The organism is Lapillicoccus sp. (assembly GCF_036559105.1).
GTDB lineage: Bacteria > Actinomycetota > Actinomycetes > Actinomycetales > Dermatophilaceae > Lapillicoccus.
Map to the genome: position 1 here is coordinate 1 of NZ_DATBTV010000129.1, position 4,789 is coordinate 4,789.

Below are 4,789 nucleotides of genomic sequence, written 5' to 3' on the forward strand. Positions count from 1 at the left end.
GGCCCCGGCGGCGCGGACGACGCGCTCACCGCTCTCGACGCACTGGTCGCCGACCAGCTTGCTGCTCGCCAGTCCGCCCGCGCGGCAAGGGATTTCGAGGCGGCCGACGCGATTCGCGACCGGCTGACCGAGGCTGGAATCGTCATCGACGACACACCCTCCGGGGCGCGCTGGTCGTTGGCCCGACGGAACGGTGGCTGACATGCCCGGAAACTCCCAGCGCCGCGGAGCGGTCCGCAAGTCCGGCAAGGGCGCGTCCGTCGGGTCCGGCGGACAGCGGCGAAAAGCGTTGGAGGGCAAGGGGCCGACGCCAAAAGCCGCTGAGCGCGAGTACCATCCGGCCGCCAAGAAGGCCCGCTCGGCCACTCGCGGCACCGGCAGCACCAAGCCCGGGTATGCGACGGGCGGCCGGTCGCCGCAGGGGCGTCCCGCTCGCGGTTCCGGCCGCTCGGGCGGTGGTGCCAAGGCGTCGTCCGAGGTCGTCGCCGGCCGCAACGCCGTCGTCGAGGCGCTCCGCGCGGACATCCCGGTCACGACGATGTACGTCGCGGGCCGGATCGACGCGGACGACCGCGTGCGGGAGGCGCTCAAGACCGCGTCCGAACGCAGCATCCCCGTCCTCGAGACCCCGCGGGGCGAGCTGGACCGGCTCACCGACGGCGCCGTCCACCAGGGCCTCGCGCTACAGGTGCCGCCCTACGCCTACGTCGAGATCGGCGACCTGGTGGACCCGCAGGCGCCCGGCATCCCGCTCGTCGTGGCCCTCGACGGGGTCACCGACCCGCGCAACCTCGGCGCCGTCGTCCGGTCGGTCGCCGCTTTCGGTGGTCACGGCGTGCTGCTGCCGGAACGCCGGTCCGCAGGGATGACGGCCAGCGCGTGGAAGACGTCGGCCGGCGCCGCCGCCCGGGTCCCCGTGGCCCGGGTCCCGAACCTCACCCGCGCGCTCGAGACGTTCCAGAAGGCCGGGTTCTTCGTCCTCGGCCTCGACATGGAGGGCGACGTCGAGCTGCCGGGACTCGCGTTGGCCACTGAGCCGGTCGTCGTCGTGGTCGGATCGGAGGGCAAGGGTCTGTCCCGTCTGGTCCGAGAGACCTGCGACCAGGTCGTGTCGATCCCGATGTCGTCGGCCGTCGAGTCCCTCAACGCCGGAGTCGCGGCCGGGGTGACGCTCTACGAGATCGCCCGGCAGCGCGCGGCGGCGCGCTGACCCGCATACCGAACCGGTATCCATCCCGCCCAGACCTCCTGACCACTCACGGGCGGACCGGTTACCGTGGGCGGCGTGGCGAAGAGCGCGCGAGCCGACAACGTCCGCCTCAACCAGCTCCGGGCGAAGGAGCAGGCGGCGGAGCGGCGCCGCCGGCTGACCATCGCGATCGCGGCGACCGCCGCCGTGGTGGTCGTGGTCGCGGTGCTTGTCGGGGTGGCCCTGTTCGGCCCCAAGCAGCAGGCGGTCGCGACCGGTCCGCTCGACCCGGCCGTCTACACGACCCTGAGCACCGTGCCGGTCGCGACGTTCGACCAGGTCGGCGCCGGCTCGGGCGTGTCCAACCCCCCGAAGGCGATCTCGGCCCCGGCGCTCACGACGGACGGTAAGCCCGGGGTGCTCTACGTCGGCGCCGAGTACTGCCCGTTCTGCGCGGCGGAGCGCTGGCCGTTCGTGGTGGCAATGACGCGGTTCGGCCAGTTCGCGAACCTCCAGGCGACCGCGAGCGGGGCGGCCCCCGAGGCCTACCCGAACACCGCCACGCTGAGCTTTCACGGGGCGTCGTACACGAGCCAGTACCTCGGCTTCACCGGTGTCGAGACCCAGACGAACACCAACCAGCCGCTCGACACGTTGTCGGGGGACAACAAGACGATCTTCGACACCTACAACCCCGGCGGCTCGATCCCGTTTATCGACTACGGCGGCAAGGCCACGGCCAACGGTGCGTCGGTCGACCCGTCGATCTTCGCGGGCAAGACCCAGGCGCAGATCGCCGACGACATCGCGAACCCCTCCACGACGATCTCCAAGGCCGTCCTCGGCAGCGCCAACGTGATCACCGCGCAGCTGTGCGCGCTCACCAACAACCAGCCCGCGCCGGTGTGCACCTCGTCCGGCGTCACCACCGCCGCTGCCGCCCTCAAGTGACCGTGCGATGACGAGTGAGACGACCACCCGTCCGCCGCAACGGACGATCCCGCGCTGGCTGGCCCCGCTCTCGCTGACCTGGTGCGTGTTGGGCCTCCTGGTGTCGACCTACCTCACCTACGAGCACTACACCGGCAGCACGACGCTGGCCTGTCCCGCCTCCGGGGCCGTCGACTGCGTGAAGGTCACGTCGTCGGCGTGGTCGACCATTCTCGGCATCCCGGTGGCGCCGCTGGGCCTGCTCTTCTTCGCCGTCATGCTGGTCCTCTGCCGGCCCAGCCTGCTGCGCCGGCGCTCCACCGTCCTGGACGTCGCCCGACTGGGCTTCTGCGGCGTCGGGCTGCTCATAGCGCTCTACCTGCTCTGGGCCGAGCTGTTCCAGATCCACGCGATCTGCCTCTGGTGCACCGGTGTGCACATCGTCACGTTCCTGCTCTTCGTCACGCTGCTCTTCGGTCTCGTGCTCAGCGAACCGGAGTCGTAGGCAACCGGGTCGCTCGGTCCGTCAGTGGGCCAGGATCACGGTCGAGCAGATCCTGTCGGCGAAGGTCTGCCGCTTCGGGTCCCACAGCGGCCAGAGGTAGCCCTGGTAGAAGAACCCGTCGACGATGTGCGCGATGTCGCGGACGGACGCCATGCCGGCGCCGATCGGCCGCAGGTCCGACTCGCGAACCAGCCGGATGCCGACGACCTTCTTGCCCCACGACTGGCCGGTGCGGCCCGCCCGGATGTACCGGTTCCAGATCGTCAGGCCGAGCATCAGCGCATAGCCGACGAGGGCCAGAACCACGCCGACCGATGGGCCACCGGATGCGGCCCGGCTGCGGGACCCGGTGCTCGGTGTGGCCAGGACGAGGCCGAAGAAGGCGAGCAGCCAGCCCGGCAGGATGAGGAGGTAGTCGAGCAGGAGGGCGCCCACCCGCCGGCCCAGTGCGCGTAGTACTCCGTGGCGTAGGGGGAGTAGCCCGACGGCCCGTACGCCGCACCGGCATACGGCTGGGGTGCAGCGGCATACGGCTGGTATGCCGACCTCTGGTCCTGCGGTGGCGGCGGGTAGGCGTACCCCTGGGCGGGCGGGTAGGCGTACCCCGAGGGAGGCGGCGGTCCGTACCCCGGCGGCGGCGGCTGGTACGGCGGTGGCTGGTACGGCGATGCGGGTGGTCCGGCGTACGGGCCATCCCGGGGCCCGGGTGGGGGCGGTGGCTGCTGGCTCATGCGGTGGTCACACCTAGTCGTCGAACATGGCCACCACCGGCATCTCGACGGTGTCGACGCCGAGGACCGCCTTCTCGTCCGGCTTGGCCGGCAGGACCTGGTCGATGTAGTCGCGGACCGCGAGCCGGATCGGGACGTCGGTGCCCGCCCGCTCCGACATGTACCAGCGGTGCTCGAGGACCTCGTGGAACAGCTCGGCCGGCTCGAGCTTGCCGGCGAGGTCGCGCGGGACGGCGCGGACCGACGGCTCGTAGACGCTGGCCAGCCACTCGTGGGCGACGAGCTCCTCCTCCTCGTTCTGCCGGTCGGTCGCGGCGCGGTACGAGTCGAGGTCGTTGAGCAGCCGCCGTGCCTGGTTCTCCTCCACGTCGAGACCGGTGAGGCGCAGCAGCCGACGCGAGTGGTGACCGGCGTCGACGACCTTGGGCTGGATCTGGATCGTGGTGCCGTCGAGGTCGGTCGACATGGCCAGCTCGTCGATGTCGAACCCGAGCTCGTTGAGCCGCCGGATCCGCTCCTCCACCCGCCAGCGGTCGCCGGTCTCGAACCGTTCCGACTCGGTGAGGGCCGACCAGAGACTGCGGTACCGCTCGACGATGCGTTCCGACACCTCGATCGGGTCGGCGACCTCCTCGAGGTACCCCCCGGCATCGAGGTCCATCAGCTCGCCCGCGATGTTGACCCGGGCGATCTCGAGGTCGTGCTCCCGCTGCCCCGTGCTGAGGGTCGCCCGCAGCTCGCCGGTCTCGGCGTCGACGAGGTAGGCGGCAAAGGCGCCGGCGTCGCGACGGAACAGGGTGTTCGACAACGACACGTCACCCCACCAGAACCCGGCCAGGTGCAACCGGACCAGGAGCACGGCCAACGCGTCGATGAGGCGCTGCGCGGTGTCAGGACGCAGTGACTGGCTGTAGAGCGCGCGATAGGGCAGCGAGTACTGCAGGTGTCGGGTCAGCAGGCACGCGTCGAGGGGCAGGCCCTCAGCGGTCTGTCGGCCGCTCACGACACCGAACGGCTCGACGCAGGGCAGGTCCATCCGTTCGAGGTTGCGCAGCATGGCGTACTCGCGGCGGGCCAGGTCGACCTTGATCTCCTTGATGGCGAGCACCCGGTTGGAGACACGGACGAACCGGACCGTATGCCGGGAGATGCCGCGCGGGAGAGCGGCCAGTCGGTCGGCCGGCCAGTCCTCCAGCGGAACGGACCAGGGCAGGTCGAGCAGGGCCGGGTCAGCCCGGGCCGCCGTCAGTTCCAGGGGCACGTCGTCATGCTCCCATCATCGAGAAAGGTCCGGAGGCTGAGCAGTCCGGAGACGTACGGGTCGAGAGGCGGAGAGGTCAAGAGACGGAGAGGTCCAGAGACGGAGAGGTCCAGAGACGGAGAGGTCCAGAGACGGAGAGGTCCAGAGACGGAGAGGTTCGGAGACGGAGAGGG

The 4,789-nt window shown here is 70.9% G+C and carries 6 protein-coding genes; 4 read left to right on the forward strand and 2 right to left on the reverse strand.

What is annotated here, in order from left to right; all coding sequences use genetic code 11:
* The 4 genes from VIG79_RS16115 to VIG79_RS16130 form a co-directional block, all read left to right on the forward strand.
* On the forward strand, positions 1-201 hold a 201-nt coding region (locus tag VIG79_RS16115; protein WP_422655580.1), incomplete at its 5' end, for a CysS/YqeB C-terminal domain-containing protein.
* Between the two features lies 1 nt (position 202).
* Positions 203-1,210, forward strand: coding sequence for a 23S rRNA (guanosine(2251)-2'-O)-methyltransferase RlmB (gene rlmB / locus VIG79_RS16120; RefSeq protein ID WP_331887495.1), 1,008 nt, complete (start codon positions 203-205; stop codon positions 1,208-1,210).
* Positions 1,211-1,285: 75 nt separating this feature from the next.
* A complete protein-coding gene (locus tag VIG79_RS16125; RefSeq protein WP_331887496.1) occupies positions 1,286-2,140 on the forward strand; it encodes a DUF929 family protein in 855 nt (284 codons plus the stop codon).
* 7 nt (positions 2,141-2,147) lie between these two features.
* Positions 2,148-2,624, forward strand: coding sequence for a vitamin K epoxide reductase family protein (locus VIG79_RS16130; protein ID WP_331887497.1), 477 nt, complete (start codon positions 2,148-2,150; stop codon positions 2,622-2,624).
* Positions 2,625-2,645: 21 nt separating this feature from the next.
* Here the strand turns inward: VIG79_RS16130 and VIG79_RS19890 are convergent, their stop codons facing one another.
* Positions 2,646-3,293 (reverse strand): RDD family protein, encoded by a 648-nt coding sequence (locus tag VIG79_RS19890; protein WP_414672646.1) that lies wholly within the window; start codon positions 3,291-3,293, stop codon positions 2,646-2,648.
* Positions 3,294-3,368: 75 nt separating this feature from the next.
* Positions 3,369-4,616, reverse strand: coding sequence for a DUF4032 domain-containing protein (locus tag VIG79_RS16140; RefSeq protein WP_331887499.1), 1,248 nt, complete (start codon positions 4,614-4,616; stop codon positions 3,369-3,371).
* Positions 4,617-4,789: the final 173 nt, after the last annotated feature.

Bases quoted from the DNA above. Each gene is read 5' to 3' on its own strand.
- VIG79_RS16130 (WP_331887497.1), top strand. From the start codon at position 2,148: ATGACGAGTGAGACGACCACCCGTCCGCCGCAACGGACGATCCCGCGC.
- rlmB (WP_331887495.1), top strand. From the start codon at position 203: ATGCCCGGAAACTCCCAGCGCCGCGGAGCGGTCCGCAAGTCCGGCAAG.